Source organism: Pseudomonas sp. GM17 (assembly GCF_000282175.2).
GTDB classification, from domain to species: domain Bacteria; phylum Pseudomonadota; class Gammaproteobacteria; order Pseudomonadales; family Pseudomonadaceae; genus Aquipseudomonas; species Aquipseudomonas chlororaphis.
This window is the reverse complement of the sequence record NZ_CP124732.1, coordinates 6,823,325-6,849,650: the sequence shown is the minus strand read 5'-3', so window position 1 is coordinate 6,849,650 and position 26,326 is coordinate 6,823,325. Positions and strand designations below refer to the sequence as shown.

Annotated in this window: 37 protein-coding genes; 35 read left to right on the top strand and 2 right to left on the bottom strand. The window is 57.2% G+C overall.

Annotation, left to right across the window (positions count from 1 at the left end; translation table 11 throughout):
• Positions 1-25: 25 nt before the first annotated feature.
• The 32 genes from fusA (at position 26) to bfr (ending at position 19,456) form a co-directional block, all read left to right on the top strand.
• A complete protein-coding gene (gene fusA, locus PMI20_RS30725; RefSeq protein WP_007925960.1) occupies positions 26-2,155 on the top strand; it encodes an elongation factor G in 2,130 nt (709 codons plus the stop codon).
• Between the two features lie 30 nt (positions 2,156-2,185).
• Entirely contained in the window at positions 2,186-3,379 is a 1,194-nt protein-coding gene (gene tuf / locus PMI20_RS30720) for an elongation factor Tu (protein ID WP_007924207.1), read from the top strand.
• 140 nt (positions 3,380-3,519) lie between these two features.
• Positions 3,520-3,831, top strand: coding sequence for a 30S ribosomal protein S10 (gene rpsJ, locus PMI20_RS30715; protein WP_003186070.1), 312 nt, complete (start codon positions 3,520-3,522; stop codon positions 3,829-3,831).
• 80 nt (positions 3,832-3,911) lie between these two features.
• Entirely contained in the window at positions 3,912-4,547 is a 636-nt protein-coding gene (rplC, locus tag PMI20_RS30710; protein ID WP_007924205.1) for a 50S ribosomal protein L3, read from the top strand.
• 12 nt (positions 4,548-4,559) lie between these two features.
• Positions 4,560-5,162, top strand: coding sequence for a 50S ribosomal protein L4 (gene rplD, locus PMI20_RS30705; RefSeq protein ID WP_007924200.1), 603 nt, complete (start codon positions 4,560-4,562; stop codon positions 5,160-5,162).
• Positions 5,159-5,458, top strand: coding sequence for a 50S ribosomal protein L23 (gene rplW, locus PMI20_RS30700; protein ID WP_002555488.1), 300 nt, complete (start codon positions 5,159-5,161; stop codon positions 5,456-5,458). The genes rplD and rplW overlap by 4 nt, the downstream gene beginning before the upstream one ends.
• A gap of 14 nt (positions 5,459-5,472) precedes the next feature.
• Positions 5,473-6,297 carry a 50S ribosomal protein L2 gene (gene rplB / locus PMI20_RS30695; protein WP_007924198.1) on the top strand — a complete coding sequence of 275 codons (825 nt, stop codon included), beginning with the start codon at positions 5,473-5,475 and terminating at the stop codon, positions 6,295-6,297.
• A 16-nt stretch (positions 6,298-6,313) separates the two neighbouring features.
• Complete coding sequence (gene rpsS, locus PMI20_RS30690) at positions 6,314-6,589, top strand: 30S ribosomal protein S19 (protein WP_002555486.1); 276 nt, start codon at positions 6,314-6,316, stop codon at positions 6,587-6,589.
• Positions 6,590-6,602: 13 nt separating this feature from the next.
• Positions 6,603-6,935: a 50S ribosomal protein L22 gene (gene rplV / locus PMI20_RS30685; RefSeq protein WP_007924194.1), complete on the top strand. Its 333-nt coding sequence runs from the start codon at positions 6,603-6,605 to the stop codon at positions 6,933-6,935.
• 13 nt (positions 6,936-6,948) lie between these two features.
• A complete protein-coding gene (rpsC, locus tag PMI20_RS30680; protein WP_007924192.1) occupies positions 6,949-7,635 on the top strand; it encodes a 30S ribosomal protein S3 in 687 nt (228 codons plus the stop codon).
• A 12-nt stretch (positions 7,636-7,647) separates the two neighbouring features.
• On the top strand, positions 7,648-8,061 hold the full coding sequence (rplP, locus tag PMI20_RS30675) for a 50S ribosomal protein L16 (RefSeq protein WP_003228729.1): 414 nt from the start codon (positions 7,648-7,650) through the stop codon (positions 8,059-8,061).
• Entirely contained in the window at positions 8,061-8,252 is a 192-nt protein-coding gene (rpmC, locus tag PMI20_RS30670) for a 50S ribosomal protein L29 (RefSeq protein WP_002555481.1), read from the top strand. Before rplP ends, rpmC begins: the two co-directional genes overlap by 1 nt.
• Before the next feature lie 2 nt (positions 8,253-8,254).
• Positions 8,255-8,521 carry a 30S ribosomal protein S17 gene (gene rpsQ, locus PMI20_RS30665; protein ID WP_003194644.1) on the top strand — a complete coding sequence of 89 codons (267 nt, stop codon included), beginning with the start codon at positions 8,255-8,257 and terminating at the stop codon, positions 8,519-8,521.
• A 23-nt stretch (positions 8,522-8,544) separates the two neighbouring features.
• A complete protein-coding gene (gene rplN, locus PMI20_RS30660; protein WP_002555479.1) occupies positions 8,545-8,913 on the top strand; it encodes a 50S ribosomal protein L14 in 369 nt (122 codons plus the stop codon).
• An 11-nt stretch (positions 8,914-8,924) separates the two neighbouring features.
• Positions 8,925-9,239, top strand: a complete 315-nt coding sequence (gene rplX / locus PMI20_RS30655) for a 50S ribosomal protein L24 (protein ID WP_003186046.1) — start codon at positions 8,925-8,927, stop codon at positions 9,237-9,239.
• 20 nt (positions 9,240-9,259) lie between these two features.
• Positions 9,260-9,799 (top strand): 50S ribosomal protein L5, encoded by a 540-nt coding sequence (gene rplE / locus PMI20_RS30650; protein WP_007924186.1) that lies wholly within the window; start codon positions 9,260-9,262, stop codon positions 9,797-9,799.
• 13 nt (positions 9,800-9,812) lie between these two features.
• Positions 9,813-10,118: a 30S ribosomal protein S14 gene (gene rpsN, locus PMI20_RS30645; protein ID WP_003228726.1), complete on the top strand. Its 306-nt coding sequence runs from the start codon at positions 9,813-9,815 to the stop codon at positions 10,116-10,118.
• 208 nt (positions 10,119-10,326) lie between these two features.
• Positions 10,327-10,719: a 30S ribosomal protein S8 gene (gene rpsH, locus PMI20_RS30640; protein WP_003228724.1), complete on the top strand. Its 393-nt coding sequence runs from the start codon at positions 10,327-10,329 to the stop codon at positions 10,717-10,719.
• Positions 10,720-10,731: 12 nt separating this feature from the next.
• Positions 10,732-11,265, top strand: a complete 534-nt coding sequence (gene rplF, locus PMI20_RS30635) for a 50S ribosomal protein L6 (RefSeq protein WP_007924185.1) — start codon at positions 10,732-10,734, stop codon at positions 11,263-11,265.
• A 10-nt stretch (positions 11,266-11,275) separates the two neighbouring features.
• The gene (gene rplR, locus PMI20_RS30630) at positions 11,276-11,626 is read left to right on the top strand and encodes a 50S ribosomal protein L18 (protein WP_003186037.1); all 351 of its coding nucleotides are present in this window, start codon (positions 11,276-11,278) and stop codon (positions 11,624-11,626) included.
• Positions 11,627-11,629: 3 nt separating this feature from the next.
• On the top strand, positions 11,630-12,130 hold the full coding sequence (rpsE, locus tag PMI20_RS30625; protein ID WP_007924184.1) for a 30S ribosomal protein S5: 501 nt from the start codon (positions 11,630-11,632) through the stop codon (positions 12,128-12,130).
• A 2-nt stretch (positions 12,131-12,132) separates the two neighbouring features.
• Entirely contained in the window at positions 12,133-12,309 is a 177-nt protein-coding gene (gene rpmD, locus PMI20_RS30620; RefSeq protein WP_003176408.1) for a 50S ribosomal protein L30, read from the top strand.
• 3 nt (positions 12,310-12,312) lie between these two features.
• Complete coding sequence (rplO, locus tag PMI20_RS30615; protein ID WP_007924183.1) at positions 12,313-12,747, top strand: 50S ribosomal protein L15; 435 nt, start codon at positions 12,313-12,315, stop codon at positions 12,745-12,747.
• Positions 12,748-14,076 (top strand): preprotein translocase subunit SecY, encoded by a 1,329-nt coding sequence (secY, locus tag PMI20_RS30610; RefSeq protein WP_007924182.1) that lies wholly within the window; start codon positions 12,748-12,750, stop codon positions 14,074-14,076. It abuts the gene before it with no gap.
• A 24-nt stretch (positions 14,077-14,100) separates the two neighbouring features.
• Entirely contained in the window at positions 14,101-14,217 is a 117-nt protein-coding gene (gene rpmJ / locus PMI20_RS30605; protein WP_002555468.1) for a 50S ribosomal protein L36, read from the top strand.
• 130 nt (positions 14,218-14,347) lie between these two features.
• The gene (gene rpsM, locus PMI20_RS30600) at positions 14,348-14,704 is read left to right on the top strand and encodes a 30S ribosomal protein S13 (protein WP_009045849.1); all 357 of its coding nucleotides are present in this window, start codon (positions 14,348-14,350) and stop codon (positions 14,702-14,704) included.
• Between the two features lie 30 nt (positions 14,705-14,734).
• Positions 14,735-15,124: a 30S ribosomal protein S11 gene (gene rpsK, locus PMI20_RS30595; protein WP_007924177.1), complete on the top strand. Its 390-nt coding sequence runs from the start codon at positions 14,735-14,737 to the stop codon at positions 15,122-15,124.
• An 18-nt stretch (positions 15,125-15,142) separates the two neighbouring features.
• Positions 15,143-15,763, top strand: coding sequence for a 30S ribosomal protein S4 (rpsD, locus tag PMI20_RS30590; RefSeq protein ID WP_003176404.1), 621 nt, complete (start codon positions 15,143-15,145; stop codon positions 15,761-15,763).
• A 22-nt stretch (positions 15,764-15,785) separates the two neighbouring features.
• Positions 15,786-16,787, top strand: coding sequence for a DNA-directed RNA polymerase subunit alpha (locus PMI20_RS30585; protein ID WP_007924176.1), 1,002 nt, complete (start codon positions 15,786-15,788; stop codon positions 16,785-16,787).
• 42 nt (positions 16,788-16,829) lie between these two features.
• Positions 16,830-17,216: a 50S ribosomal protein L17 gene (rplQ, locus tag PMI20_RS30580; protein ID WP_007924175.1), complete on the top strand. Its 387-nt coding sequence runs from the start codon at positions 16,830-16,832 to the stop codon at positions 17,214-17,216.
• A 171-nt stretch (positions 17,217-17,387) separates the two neighbouring features.
• Positions 17,388-18,836 (top strand): catalase, encoded by a 1,449-nt coding sequence (locus PMI20_RS30575; protein ID WP_007924174.1) that lies wholly within the window; start codon positions 17,388-17,390, stop codon positions 18,834-18,836.
• A 155-nt stretch (positions 18,837-18,991) separates the two neighbouring features.
• Entirely contained in the window at positions 18,992-19,456 is a 465-nt protein-coding gene (gene bfr, locus PMI20_RS30570; RefSeq protein ID WP_007924173.1) for a bacterioferritin, read from the top strand.
• Between the two features lie 91 nt (positions 19,457-19,547).
• Here the strand turns inward: bfr and uvrA are convergent, their stop codons facing one another.
• Entirely contained in the window at positions 19,548-22,382 is a 2,835-nt protein-coding gene (gene uvrA / locus PMI20_RS30565) for an excinuclease ABC subunit UvrA (protein ID WP_007924172.1), read from the bottom strand.
• A 180-nt stretch (positions 22,383-22,562) separates the two neighbouring features.
• On the opposite strand from uvrA, the gene PMI20_RS30560 reads away from it, so the two are divergent.
• Both PMI20_RS30560 and PMI20_RS30555 read left to right on the top strand, forming a co-directional pair.
• On the top strand, positions 22,563-23,957 hold the full coding sequence (locus PMI20_RS30560) for an MFS transporter (protein WP_007924171.1): 1,395 nt from the start codon (positions 22,563-22,565) through the stop codon (positions 23,955-23,957).
• A 9-nt stretch (positions 23,958-23,966) separates the two neighbouring features.
• A complete protein-coding gene (locus PMI20_RS30555) occupies positions 23,967-24,479 on the top strand; it encodes a single-stranded DNA-binding protein (RefSeq protein ID WP_007924170.1) in 513 nt (170 codons plus the stop codon).
• 126 nt (positions 24,480-24,605) lie between these two features.
• Here PMI20_RS30555 and PMI20_RS30550 read toward each other — a convergent pair whose 3' ends face one another.
• A complete protein-coding gene (locus PMI20_RS30550; RefSeq protein WP_007924168.1) occupies positions 24,606-25,160 on the bottom strand; it encodes a cysteine hydrolase family protein in 555 nt (184 codons plus the stop codon).
• Positions 25,161-25,263: 103 nt separating this feature from the next.
• Here PMI20_RS30550 and PMI20_RS30545 point away from each other — a divergent pair, with 103 nt between their 5' ends.
• Positions 25,264-26,262: a GlxA family transcriptional regulator gene (locus PMI20_RS30545; RefSeq protein ID WP_007924166.1), complete on the top strand. Its 999-nt coding sequence runs from the start codon at positions 25,264-25,266 to the stop codon at positions 26,260-26,262.
• Positions 26,263-26,326 lie beyond the last annotated feature (64 nt).

Below are 26,326 nucleotides of genomic sequence, written 5' to 3'. Positions count from 1 at the left end.
GCATCATTCATTTTGCGAGGGCTTTATGGCTCGTACTACAGCAATCAACCGCTACCGTAACATCGGTATCTGTGCCCACGTTGACGCGGGCAAGACTACCACTACCGAGCGGATCCTGTTCTACACAGGTCTCAGCCACAAGATGGGTGAGGTGCATGACGGCGCTGCTACCACCGACTGGATGGTGCAGGAGCAGGAGCGTGGTATCACCATTACCTCTGCTGCTGTAACTACCTTCTGGAAAGGTTCGCGCGGCCAATACGATAACTATCGTGTAAACGTTATCGATACCCCGGGCCACGTAGACTTCACCATTGAAGTAGAGCGTTCGCTGCGCGTACTCGACGGCGCGGTCGTTGTGTTCTGCGGTACTTCCGGTGTTGAGCCTCAGTCCGAAACCGTATGGCGTCAAGCCAACAAATACGGCGTTCCACGTGTTGTTTACGTGAACAAGATGGACCGTGCCGGTGCCAACTTCCTGCGCGTTGTTGCTCAGATCAAAAACCGTCTGGGTCACACTCCGGTTCCAGTTCAGCTGGCTATCGGTGCAGAAGATAACTTCGAAGGTCAGATCGATCTGATCAAGATGAAGGCTATCTACTGGAACGACGACGACAAGGGTACTACCTATCGCGAGGAAGAAATTCCTGCCGATATGCTGGACCTGGCTAACGAGTGGCGCTCCAACATGGTTGAAGCTGCCGCCGAAGCCAACGAAGAGCTGATGAACAAGTACCTTGAAGAAGGTGAGTTGACTGTCGAAGAGATCAAGGCAGGCCTGCGCGCGCGCACCCTGGCCAGCGAGATCGTTCCGGCTGTCTGCGGTTCTTCGTTCAAGAACAAGGGCGTTCCGCTGGTTCTCGATGCTGTCATCGACTACCTGCCTGCTCCGACCGAGATCCCTGCAATCCAGGGTATCCATCCGGACAACATCGACGACGAAAACGCTCCGAAAATCGAGCGCCACGCCGACGACAGCGAACCGTTCTCGGCTCTGGCGTTCAAGATTGCTACTGACCCGTTCGTGGGTACCCTGACTTTCGTGCGCGTTTATTCGGGCATGCTGCAGTCTGGCGACTCCGTGATCAACTCGGTCAAGGGCAAGAAAGAGCGCGTTGGTCGTATGGTGCAGATGCACGCCAACCAGCGTGAAGAAATCAAGGAAGTGCTCGCGGGCGACATCGCTGCGCTGATCGGCATGAAGGACGTCACCACTGGTGACACCCTGTGTGATGCTGCCAGCCCGGTTATCCTCGAGCGTATGGACTTCCCTGAGCCGGTGATTTCGGTAGCTGTTGAGCCGAAAACCAAGCAAGACCAGGAGAAGATGGGTATTGCACTGGGCAAGCTGGCTCAGGAAGACCCGTCGTTCCGCGTCAAGACTGACGAAGAAACTGGTCAGACCATCATCTCGGGTATGGGTGAGCTTCACCTGGACATCCTCGTTGACCGCATGAAGCGCGAGTTCAACGTCGAAGCCAACATTGGTAAGCCGCAGGTTTCCTACCGCGAGAAGATCACCGTCGGCTGTGAAGTTGAAGGTAAGTTCGTTCGTCAATCCGGCGGTCGTGGCCAGTTCGGTCATTGCTGGATCCGTTTTGCTCCGGCAGACGTCGACGAAAAAGGCAATATCACTGAAGGTCTGGTGTTTGCCAACGAGGTCGTTGGTGGTGTGGTTCCGAAGGAATACATCCCGGCAATCCAGAAGGGTATCGAAGAGCAGATGAAGAACGGCGTTGTCGCCGGCTATCCGCTGATCGGCCTGAAGGCTACCGTGTTTGATGGTTCTTACCACGACGTCGACTCTAACGAGATGGCGTTTAAGGTAGCGGCCTCCATGGCGACCAAGCAGCTGCGTGAGAAGGGCAAGGGCGTAGTTCTTGAGCCGATCATGAAGGTTGAAGTAGTAACCCCTGAGGACTACATGGGTGACGTGATGGGTGACCTGAACCGTCGTCGTGGTCTGATCCAGGGTATGGAAGACTCGGTCTCTGGCAAGGTTATCCGTGCTGAAGTGCCGCTGGGTGAAATGTTCGGTTATGCGACCGACGTTCGTTCCATGTCCCAGGGTCGCGCGAGCTACTCCATGGAGTTCTCCAAGTACGCCGAAGCTCCGTCGAATATCGTCGAAGCACTCGTTAAAAAACAAGGCTAATCCAGCCCTTTAGGCAAGAGGTTCACTGTCGTGGCTAAAGAAAAATTTGAACGTAACAAACCGCACGTCAACGTTGGCACTATCGGTCACGTTGACCACGGTAAAACCACTCTGACCGCTGCACTGACTCGTGTTTGCTCCGAGGTTTTCGGTTCGGCTCGCGTTGACTTCGACAAGATCGACAGCGCTCCGGAAGAAAAGGCTCGTGGTATCACCATCAATACTGCGCACGTAGAGTACGATTCGAACATTCGTCACTACGCGCACGTTGACTGCCCAGGTCACGCCGACTACGTCAAAAACATGATCACTGGTGCTGCCCAGATGGACGGCGCGATCCTGGTTTGCTCGGCTGCCGATGGTCCGATGCCACAAACTCGTGAGCACATCCTGCTGTCCCGTCAGGTAGGCGTTCCGTACATCGTTGTCTTCCTGAACAAGGCTGACATGGTGGACGACGCTGAGCTGCTGGAGCTGGTTGAGATGGAAGTGCGCGACCTGCTGAGCACTTACGACTTCCCAGGTGATGACACTCCAATCATCATCGGTTCGGCTCTGATGGCTCTGAACGGCCAAGATGACAACGAAATGGGCACTACCGCTGTTAAGAAGCTGGTAGAAACTCTGGATACCTACATCCCAGAGCCAGAGCGTGCTATCGACAAGCCGTTCCTGATGCCAATCGAAGACGTGTTCTCGATCTCCGGCCGCGGTACCGTGGTAACTGGTCGTGTTGAGCGTGGTATCGTTCGCATCCAGGAAGAAGTTGAGATCGTTGGTCTGCGCGACACTCAAAAAACCACCTGCACCGGTGTTGAGATGTTCCGCAAGCTGCTGGACGAAGGTCGTGCTGGTGAGAACTGCGGCGTTCTGCTGCGTGGCACCAAGCGTGACGACGTTGAGCGTGGTCAGGTTCTGGTTAAGCCAGGTACCGTTAAGCCGCACACCAAGTTCACTGCTGAAGTGTACGTTCTGAGCAAGGAAGAAGGCGGCCGTCATACTCCGTTCTTCAAAGGCTACCGTCCACAGTTCTACTTCCGTACTACTGACGTGACTGGTAACTGCGAGCTGCCAGAAGGCGTTGAAATGGTAATGCCGGGTGACAACATCCAGATGACTGTCACTCTGATCAAAACCATCGCGATGGAAGATGGTCTGCGTTTCGCTATCCGTGAAGGCGGTCGTACCGTCGGCGCTGGCGTCGTAGCCAAAGTCATCGAGTAATCGGCGACTCATGAAAAAGCCCCCGCTTGCGGGGGCTTTTTTATTGGGTTGACACTCTGTGGGGCCGTCTATAGAATTGCGCCTCCTTTTAACGGGCGTATTGCGCCCGGTGGGAATAGCAGCCTGGAGTCTGAAATCCAATGCAAAATCAGCAAATCCGTATCAGGTTGAAGGCTTTCGACCATCGCCTGATCGACCAATCCACCCAGGAAATCGTGGAAACCGCGAAACGTACTGGTGCTCAAGTGCGTGGTCCTATTCCACTGCCTACCCGTAAAGAGCGGTTCACCGTTCTGGTCTCCCCGCACGTCAACAAAGACGCGCGTGACCAGTACGAGATCCGTACTCATAAGCGCGTACTGGACATCGTCCAGCCAACGGATAAAACCGTTGATGCTCTTATGAAGCTTGATCTTGCGGCAGGTGTGGAAGTGCAGATCAGCCTCGGCTAAGACTCGGTCTTAGTCGTGTAACGCTCTGAAATGGGCGGCCATAGCGGGTGAAAGCCCCGTACACTCATGAGGTTTACAACATGACTATTGGTGTAGTCGGTCGTAAATGCGGTATGACCCGTATTTTCACCGAAGAAGGTGTCTCCATTCCGGTCACGGTCATTGAGATCGAGCCGAATCGCGTCACCCAGTTCAAAACTGAAGAAACCGATGGCTATCGTGCAGTGCAAGTCACTGTAGGTGAGCGTCGTGCTTCGCGCGTGACTGCTGCTCAGGCAGGTCACTTCGCTAAAGCGAACGTTGCTGCCGGTCGTGGCGTTTGGGAATTCCGCCTTGAAGAAGGCGAGTACCAAGCTGGCGATCTGATCAATGCAGAAATCTTCGCAGCTGGCCAACTGGTAGATGTTACCGGTCAGTCGAAAGGTAAAGGCTTCGCCGGTACCATCAAGCGTTGGAATTTCCGCGGTCAAGATAACACCCACGGTAACTCCGTTTCCCACCGCGTCCCGGGCTCTATTGGCCAGTGCCAGACTCCTGGTCGTGTATTCAAGGGCAAAAAAATGTCCGGTCATATGGGCGCTGAGCGCGTGACCGTGCAGTCCCTGGAAGTAGTGCGCGTCGACGCTGAACGCAATCTGTTGTTGGTCAAGGGTGCTGTTCCTGGCGCTACTGGCGGCAACCTGGTTGTACGTCCGGCGGCCAAGGCTCGCGGTTAAGGGGAAGCTGACATGCAATTAAATGTAAATGACGCTCAAGCGATCGAAGTTTCCGAACTGACATTTGGCGGCGAATTCAACGAGACGCTGGTTCACCAAGCAGTCGTGGCCTACATGGCCGGCGGCCGTCAAGGTAGCAAGCAGCAAAAGACCCGTTCCGACGTTTCCGGTGGCGGCAAGCGCCCATGGCGTCAGAAAGGTACTGGCCGTGCTCGTGCCGGTACTATCCGTAGCCCAATCTGGCGTGGCGGCGGTACCACTTTCGCAGCTCGTCCACAGGATCACTCCCAGAAGCTGAACAAGAAGATGTATCGCGCAGCAATGCGTTCCATCCTTGCTGAGCTGGTGCGTACTGATCGTCTGGTCGTGGTTCAGGATTTCGCTGTTGAAACTCCGAAGACCAAAGATCTGCTGGGCAAGCTGAACAACATGAGTCTGACCGACGTTTTGATCGTGTCTGACGCTGTTGATCAGAACCTGTACCTGGCTGCTCGTAACCTGCCACACGTTGATGTACGTGACGTGCAAGGTTCCGATCCAGTTAGTCTGATCGCATACGACAAAGTGTTGATCACTGTGTCGGCCGTGAAGAAATTCGAGGAGCTGCTGGGATGAACCAGGAACGCGTATTTAAAGTTCTGCTTGGCCCGCACGTTTCCGAGAAGGCTACGGTTCTGGCAGACAAGAAAGGCCAGTTCGTTTTCAAGGTTGCTACTGATGCAACCAAGCTGGAAATCAAGAAGGCCGTCGAAAGCCTGTTCAGCGTGAAAGTGGAGCGCGTTACTACCCTGAACGTTCTGGGTAAGAGCAAGCGTACCGCTCGCGGTCTGGGCAAGCGTAATGACTGGAAGAAGGCAGTTATCTCCCTTCAGCCAGGCCAAGATCTCGATTTCAGCAGCAGTGCTGAGTAAGGAAGGGGTGCATCATGGCAATCGTTAAATGCAAACCGACTTCCCCTGGCCGCCGTTTTGTGGTCAAGGTGGTCAACCAGGAGCTGCATAAAGGCGCTCCTCACGCACCGCTGCTCGAGAAGAAATCGAAGTCTGGTGGTCGTAACAACAATGGCCGTATTACCACTCGTCACGTTGGTGGTGGTCATAAGCAGCACTACCGTCTGGTCGACTTCCGTCGCAACGACAAAGATGGCATCGCTGCCACTGTCGAGCGTATCGAATACGATCCAAACCGTACTGCTCACATCGCTTTGCTGCTGTACGCAGACGGCGAGCGTCGCTACATCATCGCCCCTAAAGGCGTGAGCGCTGGCGACCAGCTGATCGCAGGTGCTCTGGCACCGATCAAGCCGGGCAACGCTCTGCAACTGCGTAACATTCCAGTTGGTAGCACCGTACACGGCATCGAACTGAAGCCAGGTAAAGGCGCGCAAATCGCTCGTTCCGCTGGTGCTTCGGCTCAGCTGATCGCTCGTGAAGGTGTCTACGTGACCCTGCGTCTGCGTTCCGGTGAGATGCGTAAAGTCCTGGCTGAATGCCGTGCGACCCTGGGCGAAGTCTCGAACTCCGAGCACAGCCTGCGTTCGCTGGGTAAAGCTGGTGCCAAACGCTGGCGTGGCGTTCGCCCAACCGTTCGTGGTGTTGCCATGAACCCGGTTGACCACCCACATGGTGGTGGTGAAGGTCGTACCTCTGGTGGTCGTCATCCGGTATCGCCATGGGGCTTCCCGACTAAGGGCGCGAAGACTCGTGGTAATAAGCGTACCGACAAAATGATCGTCCGTCGTCGCAAGTAAATAGAGGGATACGACAGTGCCACGTTCTCTGAAAAAAGGTCCTTTTATTGATCTTCACCTACTGAAGAAGATCGAAGTGGCGGCGGAAAAGAACGATCGCAAACCAGTTAAGACCTGGTCGCGCCGTTCCATGATCCTGCCACAAATGGTCGGTCTGACCATTGCTGTGCATAACGGTCGTCAACATGTTCCAGTTCTCGTGAACGAAGACATGGTCGGCCACAAACTGGGCGAGTTCGCCGGTACCCGTACATATCGCGGGCACGTGGCTGACAAGAAAGCCAAGCGTTAAGGGGTAAGGAACGATGGAAGTAGCCGCTAAGTTGTCGGGCGCTCGAATCTCCGCCCAGAAAGCCCGCTTGGTCGCCGACCAGATCCGCGGGAAGAGGGTGGGCGAAGCGCTCAACCTGTTGGCTTTCAGCAGTAAGAAAGCCGCCGAGATCATGAAGAAAGTGCTGGAGTCGGCCGTAGCCAACGCCGAGCATAACGAAGGCGCAGACGTTGATGACCTGAAGGTCTCCACCGTTTTCGTCAACGAAGGGCGTTCGCTGAAGCGCATCATGCCACGTGCCAAAGGCCGTGCTGATCGCATCGTCAAGCGGTCTTGCCATATCACTGTCAAGGTTGCTGACAAGTAACGGAGTCGAAGAGATGGGTCAGAAAGTACATCCCATTGGCATTCGCCTGGGAATCGTCAAGGAGCACACCTCCGTCTGGTACGCAGACGGTCGGACTTATGCGGACTATTTGCTCGCAGATCTGAATGTGCGTGAGTACCTCCAAGACAAACTAAAAAGCGCGTCCGTAAGCCGTATCGATATCCATCGTCCGGCTCAAACTGCACGCATCACCATCCACACCGCTCGTCCCGGCATCGTGATCGGCAAGAAAGGTGAAGATGTTGAGAAACTGCGTCAGGACCTGACCAAGCAAATGGGTGTGCCTGTGCACATCAATATCGAAGAGATCCGCAAGCCGGAGCTCGACGGTATGCTGGTTGCCCAGAGCGTAGCTCAGCAGCTGGAGCGTCGTGTAATGTTCCGTCGCGCTATGAAGCGCGCAGTACAGAACGCCATGCGCATTGGTGCCAAAGGCATCAAAATCCAAGTGAGCGGTCGTCTCGGCGGTGCTGAAATCGCACGTACTGAATGGTATCGCGAAGGTCGTGTGCCACTGCACACCCTGCGTGCCGATATCGACTATGCCACCTACGAAGCTCACACCACTTACGGTGTGATCGGTGTGAAGGTTTGGATCTTCAAAGGCGAAGTAATTGGTGGTCGCCAAGAAGAGCTGAAGCCACAAGCACCTGCGCCTCGTAAAAAAGCTGCTAAGTAAGGGGTACGCCAAATGTTGCAACCAAAGCGTACGAAGTTCCGCAAGCAAATGACCGGCCACAACCGTGGTCTGGCATTGCGCGGTAGCAAAGTCAGCTTCGGCGAGTTCGCGCTGAAGTCTGTTGCTCGTGGTCGTCTCACCGCTCGTCAGATCGAGTCAGCGCGTCGTGCTCTGACCCGTCACGTAAAACGTGGCGGCAAGATCTGGATCCGTGTATTCCCGGACAAGCCTATTTCCAAGAAGCCACTCGAAGTTCGGATGGGTAAAGGTAAGGGTAACGTCGAATACTGGGTTGCCCAGATTCAGCCAGGCAAAGTCCTGTATGAAATCGAGGGTGTTTCTGAAGAGCTGGCGCGTGAGGCTTTCGCCCTGGCTGCTGCAAAGCTGCCGCTCGCCACCTCCTTTGTTAAACGGACGGTGATGTGATGAAAGCGAATGAACTTCGTGAAAAATCCGCACAGCAGCTGAACGAGCAACTGCTCGGCCTGCTGCGCGACCAGTTCAATCTGCGCATGCAGAAGGCAACTGGCCAGTTGGGGCAGTCTCATCTGCTCTCGCAAGTTAAGCGTGACATCGCTCGCGTGAAGACTGTGCTCAACCAGCAGGCAGGTAAGTAATCATGGCTGAAGCCGAAAAAACTGTCCGTACGCTGACTGGCCGTGTTGTCAGCGACAAGATGGACAAGACCATCACCGTTCTGATCGAGCGTCGCGTTAAGCACCCTATCTACGGTAAATACGTTAAGCGTTCGACTAAGCTGCACGCGCACGACGAAACCAACCAGTGCCACATCGGCGACAAAGTCACTATTCGTGAAACTCGTCCGATGGCCAAGACCAAGTCTTGGGCTCTGGTTGATGTTCTCGAACGCGCTGTGGAAGTCTAAGGGCTAAGGGTCGGAGAAATTATATGATTCAGACTCAATCCATGCTCGATGTGGCCGATAACAGCGGCGCTCGCCGCGTTATGTGCATCAAGGTGCTGGGTGGCTCCCATCGTCGTTACGCTGGTATCGGTGACATCATCAAAGTTACCGTCAAGGAAGCAATTCCTCGCGGTAAGGTGAAGAAAGGTCAAGTGATGACTGCTGTTGTAGTCCGCACTCGCCATGGCGTCCGTCGTGCTGACGGCTCCATCATCCGCTTTGATGGCAACGCTGCTGTTCTGTTGAACAACAAGCAAGAGCCGATCGGCACCCGTATCTTTGGGCCAGTGACCCGTGAACTTCGTACTGAGAAGTTCATGAAGATCGTCTCGCTCGCCCCAGAAGTGCTGTAAGGAGATCCGACATGCAAAAGATTCGTCGTGACGACGAGATCATCGTGATCGCCGGCAAAGACAAGGGTAAGCGCGGTAAGGTGCTTAAGGTTCTCGCTGACAACCGTCTGGTTGTTGGTGGTCTGAACCTGGTTAAGCGTCATACCAAGCCTAACCCGATGTCGGGCGTACAGGGCGGTATCGTCGAGAAAGAAGCGCCACTGCACGCTTCCAACGTCGCCATTTTCAACGGCGAAACCAACAAGGCTGACCGCGTTGGTTTCAAAGTAGAAGACGGCAAAAAAATTCGTGTCTTCAAGTCGACCCAAAAAGCGGTTGATGCTTGAACACTGCTAGGTAGAAGACCATGGCACGACTACAAGAGATTTACCGGAAGGAAATCGCTCCGAAACTTAAGGATGAACTTAAGCTTTCGAACGTGATGGAAGTTCCGCGCGTTACCAAAATCACCCTGAACATGGGTCTGGGCGAAGCGATCGGCGACAAAAAAGTCATCGAGCACGCTGTTGCTGACCTGGAAAAGATCACCGGCCAGAAAGTCGTTGTGACCTACGCTCGGAAATCCATCGCTGGCTTTAAAGTCCGTGAAGGTTGGCCGATCGGCGTCAAAGTGACACTGCGCCGTGAGCGTATGTACGAGTTCCTGGATCGTCTGCTGTCGATCTCCCTGCCTCGGGTTCGCGACTTCCGCGGCCTGAATGCCAAGTCCTTCGACGGTCGTGGCAACTACAGCATGGGCGTGAAAGAGCAGATCATCTTCCCGGAAATCGACTACGACAAGATCGATGCTCTCCGCGGTCTGGACATTACCCTGACCACCACTGCCAAGAACGATGATGAAGGCCGCGCTCTGCTGCGTGCTTTCAAATTCCCGTTCCGCAACTGATTGGAGTAGGAAAATGGCCAAGAAGAGCATGAAAAACCGTGAGCTGAAGCGTCAGCTCACCGTTGCCAAGTACGCCACCAAGCGTGCAGCGCTGAAAGCTATCATCGTCGATCTGAACGCAAGTCCAGAAGCGCGTTGGGAGGCTACCGTAGCTCTGCAGAAGCAGCCACGTGACGCAAGCGCTTCGCGCATGCGTAACCGCTGCCGCCTGACTGGTCGTCCGCACGGCGTTTACCGCAAGTTCGGCCTCGGCCGTAACAAGCTGCGTGAAGCTGCAATGCGTGGTGACGTACCAGGTCTGGTTAAAGCCAGCTGGTAATAGCTATCAAAGTCGCGGTGTTCGGGGTCGCAAGATCCTGACCACCGGTGGCCTTGAACATGAATCAAGCCCCTTTTGGGGCTTGATTCATTTCTGGGGTGTGTCTAGAATGACCGGCTCGCCTGAGCCCGTGTTTTTTGCCCGGAATTTCTCGGCGACAAGCTGTAGCCGCAAGGCTCATTTTTTTTGTATCAGGAGCGTCTAGCCCATGAGTATGCAGGACCCGTTAGCGGACATGCTAACTCGAATCCGTAATGCCCAGATGGCTGAAAAGTCCGTCGTAAGCATGCCGTCTTCCACGCTGAAGGTGGCTGTAGCAAAAGTCCTGAAGGACGAAGGTTACATCGCGGGTTATCAGATCAGCAGCGAAACCAAGCCACTGCTGTCCATCGAGCTGAAATACTTCGAAGGCCGTCCGGTCATCGAGGAAGTGAAGCGCGTTAGCCGTCCAGGCCTGCGTCAGTACAAGTCCGTTGAAGATCTGCCGAAAGTTCGTGGCGGTCTCGGCGTGTCTATCGTCTCCACCAACAAAGGTGTGATGACTGATCGTGCTGCGCGCGCTGCCGGTGTCGGCGGCGAAGTTCTTTGCACTGTGTTCTAAGGGGGGATAAGCATGTCTCGCGTCGCTAAGAACCCCGTTAAGCTGCCAGCTGGTGTTGAAGTTAAATTCGCCGGCCAACAGCTTTCGGTGAAGGGTGCCAAGGGCACTCTCGAACTGAACGTACACTCGTCCGTTGAAATTGTTCAGGAAGCTGGTGAGCTGCGTTTCGCTGCTCGCAATGGCGACCAACAAACTCGCGCAATGGCCGGTACCACTCGTGCGTTGGTAAACAACATGGTCCAAGGCGTAAGCCAAGGCTTCGAGCGCAAGCTCCAGCTGGTCGGTGTTGGTTACAAGGCACAAGCAAAAGGCACAGTGCTGAACTTGGCCCTTGGCTTCTCGCATCCAGTGGACTACGAGCTGCCGGAAGGCATCACCGCTGAGACTCCTAGCCAGACCGATATCCTGATCAAGGGCATCGACAAGCAGCTGGTAGGTCAAGTGGCCGCTGAGATCCGCGACTTCCGTCCGCCAGAGCCTTACAAAGGTAAAGGTGTGCGCTACGCGGACGAAGTCGTCCGTCGTAAAGAAGCCAAGAAGAAGTAGGGCATAGCAAATGACCGACAAAAAAGTTACTCGACTGCGTCGCGCTCGCAAAGCACGCCTGAAAATGCACGAACTCGAAGTCGTGCGTCTCTGCGTGTTCCGCTCTTCGCAGCACATCTACGCCCAGGTCATTTCGGCCGACGGCAACAAGGTCCTGGCAAGTGCCTCGACTTTGGATAAAGAACTGCGTGATGGCGCCACTGGCAACATCGACGCGGCCACTAAGGTTGGCCAGCTGGTCGCTACGCGTGCAAAAGCCGCTGGCGTCTCGCAGGTGGCTTTCGACCGCTCTGGCTTCAAGTACCACGGCCGCGTCAAGGCGCTGGCTGATGCTGCTCGTGAAGCTGGGCTGGAGTTCTAAGTTATGTCAAATAACGACCAAAAGCGCGACGAAGGCTACATTGAGAAGCTGGTTCAAGTTAACCGCGTAGCCAAAACCGTAAAAGGCGGCCGTATCTTCACTTTCACCGCGTTGACCGTGGTTGGTGATGGTAAAGGTCGCGTTGGCTTCGGCCGTGGCAAGTCGCGTGAAGTGCCTGCTGCGATCCAGAAGGCAATGGAAGCTGCTCGCCGCAACATGATCCAAGTTGATTTGAACGGCACCACCCTGCAGTACGCAATGAAGTCCGCTCACGGCGCTTCGAAGGTGTACATGCAGCCTGCTTCTGAAGGTACCGGTATCATCGCTGGCGGCGCTATGCGTGCTGTCCTCGAGGTTGCTGGCGTTCAGAACGTTCTGGCCAAGTGCTACGGCTCGACTAACCCAGTAAACGTGGTTCACGCCACTTTCAAGGGTTTGAAAGCAATGCAGTCCCCTGAATCCATTGCCGCCAAGCGTGGCAAAAGCGTCCAGGAGATCATCTGATCATGGCTACCGTTAAAGTAACGCTGATCAAAAGCATGACCGGCCGTATCCCTAACCACAAACTGTGCGTTAAGGGTCTGGGTCTGCGTCGCATCGGTCACACTGTAGAAGTCCAGGATACTCCCGAGAACCGCGGGATGATCAACAAGGCTTACTACATGCTGCGTGTCGAGGGTTAATCGATGAAACTCAATGATCTGAGTCCAGCGCCGGGTTCCCGTCGCGAAAAGCATCGTCCGGGCCGTGGTATCGGTAGTGGTTTGGGTAAGACTGGTGGCCGTGGTCACAAAGGTCAGACTTCCCGCTCCGGTGGCACCATTGCTCCAGGCTTTGAAGGCGGTCAACAGCCGCTGCATCGTCGCCTGCCAAAGTTCGGTTTCGTATCCCTGAAGGCCATGGATCGCGCAGAAGTGCGTCTGTCCGAGCTGGCTAAAGTGGAAGGCGACATCGTCACCGTGCAGTCCCTGAAAGATGCCAACGTGATTAACCAAAACGTACAGCGTGTGAAAATCATGCTGTCCGGCGAAGTTACTCGCGCTGTGACTATCAAGGGCATCGCAGCCACCAAAGGTGCGCGTGCGGCTATCGAAGCAGCTGGCGGCAAGTTCGAGGAATAAATGGCTAAGCAAGGTGCTCTCTCTGCGCTCGGCAAAGGCGGTATGTCTGAACTCTGGGCTCGTCTGCGTTTTCTGTTCTTGGCGATTATCGTCTACCGAATAGGCGCACACATCCCGGTTCCAGGTATTAACCCTGACCGACTCGCAGACCTGTTTCGACAGAATGAGGGGACCATTCTTAGCTTGTTCAACATGTTTTCCGGCGGCGCGCTGGAACGGATGAGCATCTTTGCACTGGGGATCATGCCGTACATCTCGGCATCGATCATCATGCAGCTGATGACCGCCGTCAGCCCGCAGCTGGAGCAGTTGAAGAAGGAAGGTGAAGCTGGCCGTCGCAAGATCAGCCAGTACACCCGCTACGGCACTGTCGTTCTAGCTCTTGTTCAGGCCATCGGCATGTCCGTTGGCCTGGCGGGGCAGGGCGTTGCGTTCACTGGTGACTTTGGCTTCCATTTCGTCGCGGTATCCACTTTTGTGGCTGGTGCGATGTTCATGATGTGGCTGGGTGAGCAGATTACTGAGCGTGGTGTTGGCAACGGTATCTCGATGTTGATTTTCGCAGGTATCGTCGCCGGTCTTCCGAGAGCGATCGGGCAGTCTTTCGAGTCTGCGCGTCAGGGTGATATCAACATTTTTGCCCTGGTTGCCATCGGTTTGCTGGCAGTAGCGATTATCGGTTTTGTGGTGTTCATTGAGCGTGGCCAGCGTCGTATTGCTGTTCACTATGCCAAGCGTCAGCAGGGCCGCAAGGTGTTTGCTGCGCAGACTAGCCACTTGCCGCTGAAAGTGAATATGGCAGGCGTTATTCCTGCTATTTTCGCGAGCAGCATTTTGCTGTTCCCGGCTTCGTTGGGTGCCTGGTTCGGTCAGTCTGAAGGTATGGGCTGGTTGCAGGACATCTCGCAGTCGATCGCTCCTGGTCAGCCGTTGAATATTCTGCTGTTTAGTGCAGGGATTATTTTCTTCTGCTTCTTCTATACGGCGTTGATGTTCAATCCGAAAGACGTAGCGGAAAACCTGAAGAAGTCCGGTGCCTTTATTCCGGGCATCCGTCCAGGTGAGCAGTCTGCGCGCTACATTGATGGCGTTCTGACCCGCTTGACCATGTTCGGTGCTCTATATATGACGGCCGTCTGCCTGTTGCCCCAGTTCCTGGTGGTTGCAGCAAACGTTCCGTTCTACCTTGGCGGGACCTCGTTGCTGATCGTGGTCGTGGTTGTTATGGACTTTATGTCGCAAGTACAATCGCACCTCGTTTCGCACCAGTACGAATCCCTGATGAAGAAAGCCAACCTGAAGGGTTACGGCAGCGGCATGCTGCGCTGACCCATAAGGTTCGAGGAGTTGGTGATGAAAGTTCGTGCATCGGTGAAAAAGCTGTGCCGTAACTGCAAGATTATTCGCCGCGAAGGTGTTGTTCGAGTAATTTGCAGCGCGGAACCGCGTCACAAACAGCGCCAAGGCTGAGTGTGATTGTGCTTCAAGCCCAGCAGCTAGTGCGCTGCTGGGTTGATTATTTGTTATTACAGCGATATTATCTCGCGCCCTATTTCTTGGCTTCCGGGGCGTAGGTAGCTGTCAATTGGAGTCCCACTGAATGGCCCGTATTGCAGGCGTTAACATTCCAGATAACAAGCATACTGTTATCTCGCTGACCTACATCTATGGTGTTGGTCGCACGACTGCGCAGAAAATCTGTGCAGAGACTGGGGTCAACCCAGCCGCAAAGATCAAGGATCTGAGCGACGAGCAAATTGAACAGCTGCGTGGCGAAGTGGCGAAGTTCACCACTGAAGGTGACCTGCGTCGCGAAATCAACATGAAAATCAAACGCTTGATGGATCTGGGCTGCTACCGCGGTCTGCGCCATCGTCGTGGTCTTCCAGTGCGCGGTCAGCGTACCAAGACCAACGCGCGTACTCGCAAAGGTCCGCGTAAGCCGATCCGCAAGTAATCGCACCAGCGAATCGACAGGAATTTAGTCATGGCAAAACCTGCTGCTCGTCCTCGTAAAAAGATTAAAAAGACAGTGGTTGATGGCATCGCCCACATCCACGCGTCTTTCAACAACACCATCGTGACCATCACCGACCGTCAAGGTAACGCTCTTTCCTGGGCAACCTCCGGTGGTTCGGGTTTCCGCGGTTCCCGCAAGTCCACCCCGTTCGCTGCTCAAGTAGCTGCTGAGCGTGCTGGTCAAGCTGCGCTGGAATATGGCCTGAAAAACCTCGACGTTAACGTCAAGGGCCCAGGTCCAGGTCGTGAATCCGCAGTCCGCGCTTTGAACGGCTGTGGCTACAAGATCGCCAGCATCACCGACGTGACGCCAATCCCGCATAACGGGTGCCGTCCGCCGAAGAAGCGCCGCGTGTAATCCAGGAGATTGTAAAGAATGGCTCGTTACATTGGTCCAAAATGCAAACTGGCTCGTCGCGAAGGCACCGATCTCTTCCTGAAGAGCGGCGTGCGCGCTATCGAATCCAAGTGCAACATCGAAGCAGCACCTGGTATCCACGGCCAGCGCCGCGGTCGCCAGTCCGACTACGGCACCCAACTGCGTGAAAAGCAGAAGGTCCGTCGTATCTACGGCGTTCTCGAGCGTCAATTCAGCGGCTACTACAAAGAAGCTGCTGGCAAGAAGGGTGCAACCGGTGAAAACCTGCTGCAGCTGCTCGAATGCCGTCTGGACAACGTTGTATACCGTATGGGCTTCGGTTCGACTCGTGCCGAATCCCGTCAGCTGGTATCGCACAAGTCGATCAGCGTAAACGGTCAGACCGTTAACGTTCCGTCCTACCAGGTTCGTGCTGGTGACGTGGTTGCTGTTCGCGAGAAAGCAAAAAACCAACTTCGCATTGTCCAAGCTCTCGATCTGTGTGCCCAGCGTGGCCGCGTAGAATGGGTAGAAGTAGACACTGAGAAGAAGTCGGGCGTTTTCAAGAACGTTCCAGCTCGCAGTGATCTGTCCGCCGACATCAACGAAAGCCTGATTGTCGAGCTCTACTCCAAGTAAGGGCTAGAAAATAGGTGCATCCATGCAGATTTCGGTAAATGAGTTCCTGACACCCCGCCATATTGATGTGCAGGTTGTCAGTCCAACCCGCGCCAAGATCACCCTCGAGCCTCTCGAGCGTGGTTTTGGCCACACCCTGGGCAACGCGCTGCGCCGCATCCTGTTGTCCTCAATGCCCGGCTGTGCAGTAGTCGAGGCCGAGATTGACGGTGTGCTCCACGAGTACAGCGCCATCGAAGGTGTACAGGAAGACGTAATTGAAATCCTGTTGAACCTTAAAGGTCTGGCTATCAAGCTGCACGGCCGTGACGAAGTTACGCTGACCTTGTCGAAGAAGGGTTCGGGGGTGGTTACCGCTGCCGATATTCAGCTGGATCATGATGTCGAGATCGTTAACCCCGATCACGTAATCGCTAACCTGGCGTCTAACGGCGCCCTGAACATGAAGCTCGTAGTAGCTCGTGGTCGTGGTTATGAACCGGCAGACTCGCGTCAGAGCGATGAAGACGAAAGCCGCAGCATCGGTCGCTTGCAGCTTGACTCTTCGTTCAGCCCGGTTCGCCGTATCGCATACGTGGTGGAAAACGCCCGTGTCGAGCAGCGTACCAACCTGGACAAGCTGGTTATTGATCTGGAAACCAACGGTACCCTGGATCCTGAAGAGGCTATCCGTCGTGCTGCAACCATCCTGCAACAGCAGTTGGCTGCGTTCGTCGACCTCAAGGGTGACAGTGAGCCAGTGGTAATCGAGCAGGAAGACGAGATCGATCCGATCCTGCTTCGCCCGGTTGACGATCTGGAACTGACTGTACGTTCGGCTAACTGCCTTAAGGCGGAAAACATTTACTACATCGGCGACCTGATTCAGCGTACCGAAGTAGAACTGTTGAAGACTCCGAACCTTGGCAAGAAATCCTTGACTGAAATCAAGGACGTTCTGGCCTCCCGCGGTCTGTCCCTCGGCATGCGCCTCGACAACTGGCCGCCTGCAAGTCTTAAGAAGGACGACAAGGCGACTGCCTGATCGTCGTAATCACCGAACGTTGTGTTTGGTAAGGAATGAACCATGCGTCATCGTAAAAGTGGTCGTCACCTGAGCCGCACCAGCTCGCACCGCAAGGCCATGTTCCAAAACATGGCGGTGTCGCTGTTCGAGCACGAGCTGATCAAAACTACACTGCCGAAAGCTAAAGAACTGCGCCGCGTTGCTGAGCCGCTGATCACTTTGGCCAAGACAGACAGCCTGGCTAACCGCCGTCTGGCTTTCGACCGTACTCGTTCGAAAGCTATCGTTGGTAAGCTCTTCAACGACCTGGGCAAGCGTTACGCTACCCGTGAGGGTGGCTACCTGCGCATCCTCAAGTGCGGTTTCCGCGCTGGCGACAACGCGCCTATGGCGTACGTCGAGTTGGTTGATCGTGCTGTCGGCGGTGAAGCTGTATCCGCTGAGTAAGACGTCAAATACAAAGAACCGGGCCTAGTGCCCGGTTTTTTGTGTCTGCTGTATTAGAAAATTTCTATCGATAGCAATCATTTAATGCATTTGATGCTGTCATCTTGATGGTCGATACTCCTCGTCAGCCGATTAGCCGGCAGTTCCAAGACTGACAGAGGAAGATTGAGCATGAGCCAAAACAAAACGCTTACCACCGCAAGTGGCGCTCCAGTCGCCGATAACCAGAATTCCCGTTCTGCTGGCCCTCGTGGCCCGCTGCTGCTCGATGATTTTCATCTGATCGAGAAGCTTGCCCACTTCAACCGTGAAAACATTCCTGAGCGTCGCGTACACGCCAAGGGCTCGGGTGCCTACGGCACTTTCACTGTGACCCGCGACATTACCGAATACACCAGCGCCAAGCTTTTCGAGTCCGTGGGTAAGCAGACTCCTACTTTCCTGCGGTTCTCCACCGTAGGTGGCGAGCGTGGTTCGGCTGATACCGAACGCGACCCGCGCGGTTTTGCCCTGAAGTTCTATACCGAAGAAGGTAACTGGGACATCGTCGGCAACAACACGCCTGTGTTCTTCATTCGCGATCCACTGAAGTTTCCCGACTTTATCCACACCCAGAAACGTCTGCCGCAGAGCAACCTGAAGAGCGGCCAGGCTATGTGGGACTTCTGGTCACACTCTCCCGAGGCGCTGCACCAGGTCACCATCCTGTTCTCGGATCGCGGGATTCCGGACGGCTATCGTCATATGCACGGCTTCGGTAGCCACACCTACAGCTTGATCAACGCCAAGGGCGAGCGTCACTGGGTGAAATGGCACTACAAGACCCGGCAGGGCATCAAGAACCTGGCACCGGCCGAGGCTGCCCGCCTGGCGGGTACCGATCCGGATTACGCCCAACGTGACCTGTTCAACGCGATCGAACGCGGCGACTTCCCGAAATGGAGCGTATGCATTCAGATCATGACCGAGGCTGAGGCGGCCGCTCACTACGAGAACCCGTTCGACGTGACCAAGACCTGGTCGCAGAAGGAGTTCCCGCTGATCGAGGTCGGTGAGCTGGAGTTGAACCGCAACCCGCTGAACTACTTCGCAGAAGTCGAGCAGGCTGCCTTTGGTCCTAGCAACATGGTTCCAGGCGTCGGCCTGTCGCCGGACCGCATGCTGCAAGGCCGCGTATTCGCTTACGCCGACGCTCATCGCTATCGTGTCGGCACCAACCACCAGCAACTGCCGGTCAATGCCCCGCGCAGCCCGGTGAACAGCTACCAGCGCGACGGCTCTATGGCCTTTGGCAGCAATGGTGGCGCGGCGCCGAACTATGAGCCGAACAGCTACGCCGATGCGCCGAAGCAGGCTCCTCGCTACGCGGAGCCGGCGCTGGCCCTCAGCGGTGCGGCGGACCGTTACGATCACCGCGAAGACACCGACTACTACAGCCATGCGGGCGCTCTGTTCCGCCTGATGAATGATCAGCAGCAAGCCCTGTTGATCAACAACATCGCCGGCGCAATGGCGGGTGTCAGCTCGGACGTGGTCCAGCGTCAACTGCAGCATTTCTTCAAGGCTGACCCGGCTTATGGAGAAGGAATCGCAAAGGCGTTGGGCGTACAGCTTAACTAAGTCTAAACGAGAAGCAGAACCGCCCTCATTTGGGCGGTTTTTGCGTTTTTTCGGCTACTTTTCTCTGAAAATCTTCACTTTGTTAGCGTTTTTACAGTGACCTGCAAGTCAGCTTGGTTCAAAATACAGACTTTCAAGCAGGGAGATGTAGGGCGATGCAAGGTCACCCGGACGTAATCGATTACCTCAACACGTTGCTGACGGGCGAACTGGCGGCGCGTGACCAATATTTCATCCACTCGCGTATGTATGAGGACTGGGGCTTCAGCAAGCTCTACGAGCGCATCAATCACGAGATGGAAGAAGAGACTCAACATGCCGATGCATTGATGCGTCGCATCCTGATGCTCGAGGGCACGCCACGCATGCGCCCTGACGATCTGGATATCGGTACCACCGTGCCGGACATGTTCGCCGCCGACCTGCGCCTGGAGTACAAGGTCCGCGCTGCACTGTGCAAAGGCATCGAACTGTGCGAGAAGCACAAGGACTATGTCAGCCGCGACATCTTGCGTGTGCAGTTGGCCGATACCGAAGAAGACCATACCTACTGGCTGGAAAAGCAGTTGGGGCTGATCAAGTCGATTGGTCTGGAAAACTACCTGCAGTCGCAGTTCTGATGTTCTAGCCCGCGTCTGCAGGCAAATGCGGGACTGACGAGCACAAAAAAGCCCCTGCCATTTCACAATGGCCGGGGCTTTTTCATTGGGCTCAGGCCCGGTCGCGGGTCAGCAGTGGCTTGAGGTAGTAGCCGGTATGGGATTGCGGCATTTCTGCCAGTTGCTCCGGCGTACCTTCGGCAATGATCTGTCCGCCCTTGGAACCGCCTTCCGGCCCCAGGTCCACCAGCCAGTCGGCGGTCTTGATCACGTCCAGGTTGTGCTCGATCACCACCACGGTGTTGCCGTGGTCACGCAGACGATGCAGAACGTCCAGCAACTGTTGGATATCGGCAAAGTGCAGGCCGGTGGTCGGTTCGTCGAGGATGTAGAGGGTCTTGCCGGTGTCACGCTTGGACAGCTCGCGAGACAGCTTGACCCGCTGCGCCTCACCGCCGGACAAGGTCGTCGCCGACTGCCCCAGCTTGATGTAGGAAAGCCCCACGTCCATCAGCGTCTGCAGCTTGCGCGCCAGCGCCGGCACCGGGTCGAAGAACTCCCGCGCTTCCTCGATGGTCATTTCCAGGACCTCGTGGATGCTCTTGCCCTTGTACTTGATCTCAAGGGTTTCGCGATTGTAGCGCTTGCTCTTGCACACATCGCACGGCACGTAGATGTCCGGCAGGAAGTGCATTTCCACCTTGATCAGGCCGTCGCCCTGGCAGGCTTCGCAGCGTCCGCCCTTGACGTTGAAGGAGAAGCGGCCCGGACCGTAGCCGCGCGAGCGCGATTCGGGTACCCCGGCAAACAGTTCGCGGATCGGCGTGAACAGCCCGGTGTAGGTCGCCGGGTTGGAGCGCGGGGTGCGACCGATCGGGCTTTGATCGATATCCACCACCTTGTCCAGGTGCTGCAGGCCATTGATGCTGTCGTGCGCAGCGGCTTCCAGCGTGGTCGCGCCGTTCAGCGCCGTGGCGCTGAGGGGGAACAGGGTGTTGTTGATCAGGGTCGACTTGCCCGAGCCGGAGACACCGGTCACGCAGGTCAGCAGGCCGATCGGAATCTCCAGATCGACGTTGCGCAAGTTGTTGCCGCGAGCCCCTTTTAGGGACAGTGAAAGCTTTTTGTTACGCGGCGTACGCTTGGCCGGCACGGCGATTTTCACGCGCCCTGACAGGTATTTGCCGGTCAGCGAGTCGGGATGGGACATCACCTCGTCGGGAGTGCCCTCGGCGACGATCTGTCCGCCATGCACGCCAGCGCCCGGGCCGATGTCCACCACATAGTCGGCCAGGCGAATGGCGTCCTCGTCGTGTTCGACCACGATCACCGTATTGCCGATATCCCGCAGGTGTTTCAGGGTGCCCAGCAAGCGATCGTTGTCGCGCTGGTGCAGGCCGATGGAGGGTTCGTCGAGGATGTACATCACCCCCACCAGGCCGGCGCCGATCTGGCTGGCCAGACGAATACGCTGCGCTTCGCCGCCGGACAGGGTATCGGCGCTGCGATCCAGGGTCAGGTAATCCAGGCCGACATTGACCAGGAACTGCAGGCGCTCGCGGATTTCCTTGAGGATCTTGTCGGCAATCTCGCCACGGCGTCCGGTTAGCGACAGGGTGCCGAAGTAATCGGTGGCATCGCCGATCGGCAGACTGGTAACGGCCGGCAACGTCTTCTCGCCGACCCACACGTGGCGGGCTTCGCGACGCAGGCGGGTGCCGCGGCAATCCGGGCACGGCTGGGTGCTGAGGAACTTGGCCAGCTCCTCACGCACGGTGGCCGACTCGGTCTCGCGGTAGCGGCGTTCCAGGTTCGGCACTATGCCTTCGAACGGGTGGGAGCGTTTGACGATATCGCCACGATCGTTGAGGTACTTGAAGTCGACGTTCTGCGTGCCGCTGCCGTTGAGAATGACCTTCTGCTGGTCGGCCGGCAGCTGGTTGAACGGTACTTCCAGGCTGAAGCCGTAATGCGATGCCAGCGAGCCAAGCATCTGGAAGTAATAGACGTTGCGCCTGTCCCAGCCGCGAATCGCCCCTTCGGCCAGGGTCAGCTCGCCATTGACCAGGCGCTTGATGTCGAAGAACTGCTTGACCCCCAGGCCATCGCAGGTCGGGCAGGCACCGGCCGGGTTGTTGAAGGAGAACAGCTTGGGTTCCAGTTCGCTGATGGCATGGCCACAGATCGGGCAGGCGAAGCGCGCGGAAAAGATGATTTCTTCACCGGGTTCGTCGTCCATCGGCGCCACCAGGGCGATACCGTCGGCCAGCTTCAGCGCGGTCTCGAAGGACTCGGCCAGACGCTGCTGCAGGTCGGCGCGGACCTTGAAGCGGTCGACCACCACATCGATCGAGTGCTTCTTCTGTTTATCCAGCTTCGGCAGCTCATCCAGCTCGTAGAGCTTGCCGTTGACACGGGCGCGGACGAAGCCCTGGGCGCGCAGTTCCTCGAAGACCGACAGGTGCTCGCCCTTGCGCTCGCGAATCACCGGCGCCAGCAGCATCAGCTTGCTGCCTTCCGGCTGGGCCAGCACCAGGTCGACCATCTGGCTGACGGTCTGAGCTTCCAGCGGGATGTCGTGATCCGGGCAGCGTGGCGTACCCACGCGCGCATACAGCAGGCGCAGGTAGTCGTAGATCTCGGTGATGGTGCCCACGGTGGAGCGCGGGTTGTGCGAGGTGGATTTCTGCTCGATGGAAATTGCCGGCGACAAACCTTCGATGGTGTCGACGTCGGGTTTTTCCATCATCGACAGGAATTGCCGGGCATAGGCCGACAGCGACTCGACATAACGGCGCTGCCCTTCGGCGTACAGCGTATCGAACGCCAGGGACGATTTGCCGGATCCGGACAGGCCGGTGATGACGATCAGTTTGTCCCGTGGCAGGGTCAGGTCGATGTTCTTCAGGTTGTGGGTTCGGGCCCCACGAATCAGGATCTTGTCCAAAGTGGCCTCGCTCGGCGGGCGTCGAAAACGTAGGAGTATAAGGGCAAATACTGGATGGATGCACACTATCAAATGAGGTCTGTGCAGCCGTAGATGAAACCTGCGCGGCAAAGCGTCGCCATATACCCCGTCAATCGATCGGACTGGTAGAATCGCCGCCGGTTCACACGAGGTTTTTCCATGCATGATCCCCACAGCGAGCGCATGAGTGGCGCCGAGACCCGCGCGGCAAGCGGTCTGGCCCTGGTGTTCGCCTTCCGTATGCTTGGCATGTTCATGGTGTTGCCGGTCCTGGCGACCTATGGGATGGACCTGGCGGGAGCGACCCCGGCCCTGATTGGATTGGCGATCGGCGCTTACGGCCTGACCCAGGCGATTTTCCAGATCCCGTTCGGGATCATTTCCGACCGCATCGGCCGTCGTCCGGTGATTTACCTGGGGCTGATCGTCTTTGCCCTGGGCAGTGTGCTGGCGGCCAACGCCGATTCGATCTGGGGCGTGATCGCCGGGCGCATCCTGCAGGGCGCCGGGGCGATTTCCGCGGCGGTCATGGCGCTGTTGTCGGACCTGACCCGCGAGCAGCACCGGACCAAGGCCATGGCCATGATCGGCATGACCATCGGCCTGTCCTTTGCCGTGGCCATGGTGGCCGGCCCGCTGATGACCCGCGCTTTCGGCTTGCCCGGGCTGTTTTTCGCCACCGGCGGCATGGCGTTGCTGGGCATTTTCATCGTCGCCTTCATGGTGCCGCACTCGACCGGCCCGTTGCAGCACCGCGAATCCGGGGTCGCGCGCCAGGCCCTGTTGCCGACGCTCAAGCACCCGGACCTGCTGCGCCTGGATCTTGGTATCTTCGTGTTGCACGCGATGCTGATGTCGAGCTTCGTCGCCTTGCCGCTGGCCCTGGTGGAAAAAGCCGGCCTGCCCAAGGAACAGCACTGGTGGGTCTACCTCACCGCGCTGTTGATCTCCTTCTTCGCCATGATCCCGTTCATCATCTACGGCGAGAAGAAACGCAAAATGAAACGAGTTCTGCTGGGCGCGGTCAGTACGCTGCTGCTCACCGAGCTATTCTTCTGGGAGTTCGGCGACAGCCTGCAGGCGCTGGTGATCGGCACGGTGGTGTTCTTCACCGCGTTCAACCTGCTGGAAGCTTCGCTGCCGTCGCTGATCAGCAAGGTTTCACCGGCCGGCGGCAAGGGCACGGCCATGGGGGTCTACTCCACCAGCCAGTTCCTCGGTTCGGCGCTGGGCGGCATTCTCGGCGGCTGGTTGTTCCAGCATGGCGGTTTGTCGGTTGTATTCCTGGGTTGCGCAGGGTTGGCTGCACTCTGGCTGGCCTTTGCTGTTACCATGCGCGAACCACCTTACGTGACGAGCCTGCGCTTGCCGTTATCGCCCGAAGCGATCCGCGAAGCCGGTCTGGTCGAGCGCCTGAAGGCCGTTGTTGGGGTAACAGATGCAGTGATGGTGGCCGAAGAAGCCGCCATTTACATCAAATTGGACACCGAATTATTGGATCGCGCGACCCTCGAGCAGCTGGTCAACCCAGCCCGATCGGCGTGCGAAGCCTAGGAGAACGTTATGGCCCGTGGGGTTAACAAAGTCATATTGGTCGGCACTTGCGGCCAGGATCCTGAAGTTCGCTACCTGCCTAACGGTAACGCCGTGACCAACCTGAGTCTGGCCACCAGCGAACAATGGACCGACAAGCAGACCGGCCAGAAGGTCGAGAAGACCGAGTGGCACCGTGTGTCGATGTTCGGCAAGGTTGCGGAAATCGCCGGTGAGTACCTGCGCAAAGGTTCGCAGGTCTACATCGAAGGCAAGCTGCAGACCCGCGAGTGGGAAAAAGACGGCATCAAGCGTTACACCACTGAAATCATCGTCGACATGCAGGGCACCATGCAGCTGCTGGGCGGCCGTCCTCAGGGCGACCAGGGCCAGGGCATGGGCAACTCCGCGCCACGTCCGCAGCAGTCGCGTCCGCAGCCTTCGCAGGCGCCACAACGCGAATCGCGTCCAGCGCCTCAGCAGTCCTCGCCGCAGCCGGCGCAGAACTTCAATGACAGCTTCGATGACGATATTCCGTTCTAAGAGAGCCCTCTTGGCAACGGCATGAAGAAAGCCCGTAGCGCGTAAACGCTACGGGCTTTTTGCTTTCCATCTATCGCGAATTCGGTGCTGGGGACGAGGTCCCCAGCAAGGTGCTGCCTGGCAGAGTCAACGGCTGCCCGCCAGAAACTCATCGGTGGACACCAGGCTGGCGTAGGCGAACCCCAGGGACGACATGAACGCGGCATGCACCTGGGCCGCCGGCACTACCACACCATTGAATTCGAGGTCGCGGGTGGCACAGGCGTCATGGATCACCGTGACGTCGTAACCCAGGTCGGCGGCGGCGCGGGTGACGCCGTCGATGCACATGTGGCTCATGCTGCCGACCACCACCAGTTGTTCGATGCCGTGCTGGTCAAGAATGGCCTTGAGCTCGGTTTCGCGGAACGAGTTGACGAAGTGCTTGAGCACCACCGGCTCGTCGGCGCGGTTGCTGACCTTCGGATGCAGTTGCGCGCCGCTGGAGCCGGGGGTGAAGAACGGTGCGCTGTCGGAGGTGAATTCGTGGCGGATGTGCACCACCTGCTGGCCGCTGTCGCGGAAGGCCTGGATCAGCCGCGCGGCGTTGTCGGCGGCGGCTTCGGCGCCGACCAGGGGCCACTTGCCGTTGGGGAAGTAGTCGTTCTGGATATCGACTACGATGAGCGCTTGCTTGGCCATGGGTGTTTCCTCTGAAGTAGTGGTTGGCTGTGGAGTCCAGTATTGGCTCCGGCGGGCCGGTCGAGGATTGGCCGCACCGACAATAGAAGGGGGAAAACTGACAATGGGTATGGAAAGCGCAGTCGCCGAACTGGGCGTGCTGATCTATCCCGGCGCACAGATGGCCGCGGTGCATGGCTTGACCGACCTGTTCGAGGTCGCCAACCGCATTGCCGCCGAACAGCGCAGCACACAGTTGCCGCTGCTGCGCATCAGCCACTGGCAGGCCCAGGCCGACCAGGCGCCCGTACGGGTGTACGACAGTCACTCGGGTGCTGACGGTCCATTGCTGGCGGTGCTGATCCCACCCTCGGTGGCCGGTTTTTCCCAGGCGCAGGCACCGCAGGCGCTGATCCAATGGCTGCGCCAGCAGCATGCCAATGGCGCGACCCTGGGCGGGGTCTGTGTCGGTTCGATCCTGCTGGCCGAAAGCGGCCTGCTCGACGGCCGCAGCGCCACCACTCACTGGAGCTCGGCGAAGCAGTTCGCCGAGCGCTACCCGAACATCCGCCTGAACGCCGACAAGCCGATCGTCGACGACGGCGACCTGATCACCACCGCCGGCCTGATGGCCTGGTCCGAGCTGGGGCTGCGCATGGTCGACCGCCTGCTGGGCCCGAGCATCGCCAGCGGCACCGCGCGTTTCCTGGTGATCGAACACAGCGACAGCGCCAGCCAGTGCGGCAGTAACTTCGCGCCGATCCTAGGCCATGGCGACGCGGCGATCCTCAAGGTGCAGCACTGGCTGCAGGCCAATGGCGCGGTGGACGTTTCCCTCGCCGTCATGGCACAGCAGGCCGGGCTGGAGGAGCGCACCTTCCTGCGGCGCTTTCGGACCGCAACCGGGCTCAAACCCACCGAATATTGCCAGCACTTGCGGGTAGGCAAGGCACGGGAAATGCTCGAGTTCACCAACGGCACCATCGACCATATCGCCTGGACGGTCGGTTACCAGGACCCGGGGGCGTTCCGCGCCACCTTCAAGAAGATCACCGGGCTTGCGCCCAGCGAGTATCGCGCGCGTTTCGGCGTGACACCGCCGGCGCGGGCCGGGCAGGGCTGACCCCGCGGGTCGTGCAAAATACCGGGCGTCGCCGGCCGATCGTGCAAAATAAAACAGGCGCAAT